A 2,201-nucleotide genomic window follows, 5' to 3' on the forward strand; every position below is an offset into this window, starting at 1 on the left:
CCCCGCGCCGCGGGCCCCCCCCCCTGCCGCCGCGGCGGGGCGCCGCCGCCCCCCCGCCCCCCCCGCCCGGGGGGGCGCCCCGGCCCCCTAGGGCGTTCCGGGAGGCATCGCGGGAGGCGTTCCGCGAGGCGTTCCGGCCGGCTGGAGCGGTCGGGCCGGAGCGGGTGCGCCGCAGGTGGGCCCGGCGCGAGCCCGCCGGCCCGTCCGGTATACCCCGGTGGGGTCACCCGGGCGGTTCGGGGCTCCCGGCCGGTGCGGCACAATGGAAGGCTGCAAGCCGAATTACTCCCGACGACGCCGGAGCGATCTCACGTGGCGGAATACATCTACACGATGCGCAAGGTGCGCAAGGCGCACGGAGACAAGGTCATCCTTGACGACGTGACGCTCAGCTTCCTCCCCGGGGCGAAGATCGGCGTCGTGGGCCCCAACGGTGCCGGTAAGTCCACCGTGCTGAAGATGATGGCCGGCCTGGAGCAGCCCTCCAACGGCGACGCCTTCCTCTCGCCCGGTTTCACCGTCGGCATGCTCCTCCAGGAGCCGCCGCTCGACGAGTCCAAGACGGTCCTGGAGAACGTCGAGGACGGCGTCAAGGAGATCAAGGGGAAGCTCAACCGCTTCAACGAGATCGCCGAGCTGATGGCGACCGACTACTCGGACGCCCTGCTCGACGAGATGGGCAAGCTCCAGGAGGACCTGGACCACGCCGAGGCCTGGGACCTGGACGCCCAGCTGGAGCAGGCCATGGACGCCCTGGGCTGCCCGCCCGGCGACTGGCCGGTCACCAAGCTCTCCGGTGGCGAGAAGCGCCGCGTGGCGCTCTGCAAGCTCCTGCTGGAGGCGCCCGACCTGCTGCTCCTCGACGAGCCCACCAACCACCTGGACGCCGAGTCGGTGAACTGGCTGGAGCAGCACCTGGAGAAGTACAAGGGCACCGTCGTCGCCGTCACCCACGACCGGTACTTCCTGGACAACGTCGCCCAGTGGATCCTGGAGCTCGACCGCGGCCGCGCCTACCCGTACGAGGGCAACTACTCCACCTACCTGGAGACCAAGCAGTCCCGTCTCAAGGTCGAGGGGCAGAAGGACGCCAAGCGCGCCAAGCGCCTCAGGGAAGAGCTCGAGTGGGTCCGCTCCAACGCCAAGGGCCGCCAGGCGAAGTCCAAGGCCCGTCTGGCCCGCTACGAGGAGATGGCGGCCGAGGCGGACAAGATGCGGAAGCTGGACTTCGAGGAGATCCAGATCCCGCCGGGCCCGCGCCTGGGCAGCGTCGTCATCGAGGTCGAGAACCTCAACAAGGCCTTCGGTGAGAAGGTCCTGATCGACGACCTGAGCTTCACCCTGCCGCGCAACGGCATCGTCGGCATCATCGGCCCGAACGGCGCCGGCAAGACCACCCTGTTCAAGATGCTCCAGGACCTGGAGACCCCGGACAGCGGCACGGTCAAGGTCGGCGAGACCGTCAAGATCAGCTACGTCGACCAGACCCGCTCCAACATCGACCCGAAGAAGACCCTCTGGGAGGTCGTCTCCGACGGTATGGACTGGATCAACGTCGGCCAGGTCGAGATGCCGTCCCGCGCCTACGTGTCGGCCTTCGGCTTCAAGGGCCCGGACCAGCAGAAGCCGGCCGGCGTGCTCTCCGGCGGTGAGCGCAACCGCCTGAACCTGGCGCTCACCCTCAAGCAGGGCGGCAACCTGCTGCTCCTCGACGAGCCCACCAACGACCTCGACGTCGAGACGCTCTCCTCGCTGGAGAACGCCCTGCTGGAGTTCCCCGGCTGCGCCGTGGTCATCTCCCACGACCGCTGGTTCCTGGACCGGGTGGCCACCCACATCCTCGCCTACGAGGGCGAGAGCAAGTGGTTCTGGTTCGAGGGCAACTTCGAGTCGTACGAGAAGAACAAGATCGAGCGACTGGGCGCCGACGCCGCCCGTCCGCACCGGGCCACCTACAAGAAGCTGACCCGCGGCTGACACCCAGCTGTCACGACGGCCCGGCAGACTGCCCCCCGGGGCGGCCTGCCGGGCCGCGGCCCGGCGCCGCGGGCCGCCCGGGGGCGCGCCGCCCCCCCCCCGCCCCGGGGGTGCGCCCGGGACCTGAACCGCGACGTGTCGTTGCGCGACGCGCCGGCCACGCGGATCTGCTGCGGCGTCCAGCCCAGCTTCCCGGCCAGGGCCCGCAGGGCGTTGCCCTTGGA

Annotated in this window: 1 protein-coding gene; it reads left to right on the plus strand. The window is 70.5% G+C overall.

The window, feature by feature from the left end:
- Nucleotides 1-312 precede the first annotated feature (312 nt).
- Entirely contained in the window at nucleotides 313-1,977 is a 1,665-nt protein-coding gene (ettA, locus tag ACFV4G_RS05375; protein ID WP_380436690.1) for an energy-dependent translational throttle protein EttA, read from the plus strand.
- The last annotated feature ends 224 nt before the right edge of the window (nucleotides 1,978-2,201 follow it).

Source organism: Kitasatospora sp. NPDC059747 (assembly GCF_042732955.1).
In the GTDB taxonomy this organism is placed as follows: Bacteria; Actinomycetota; Actinomycetes; order Streptomycetales; family Streptomycetaceae; genus Kitasatospora.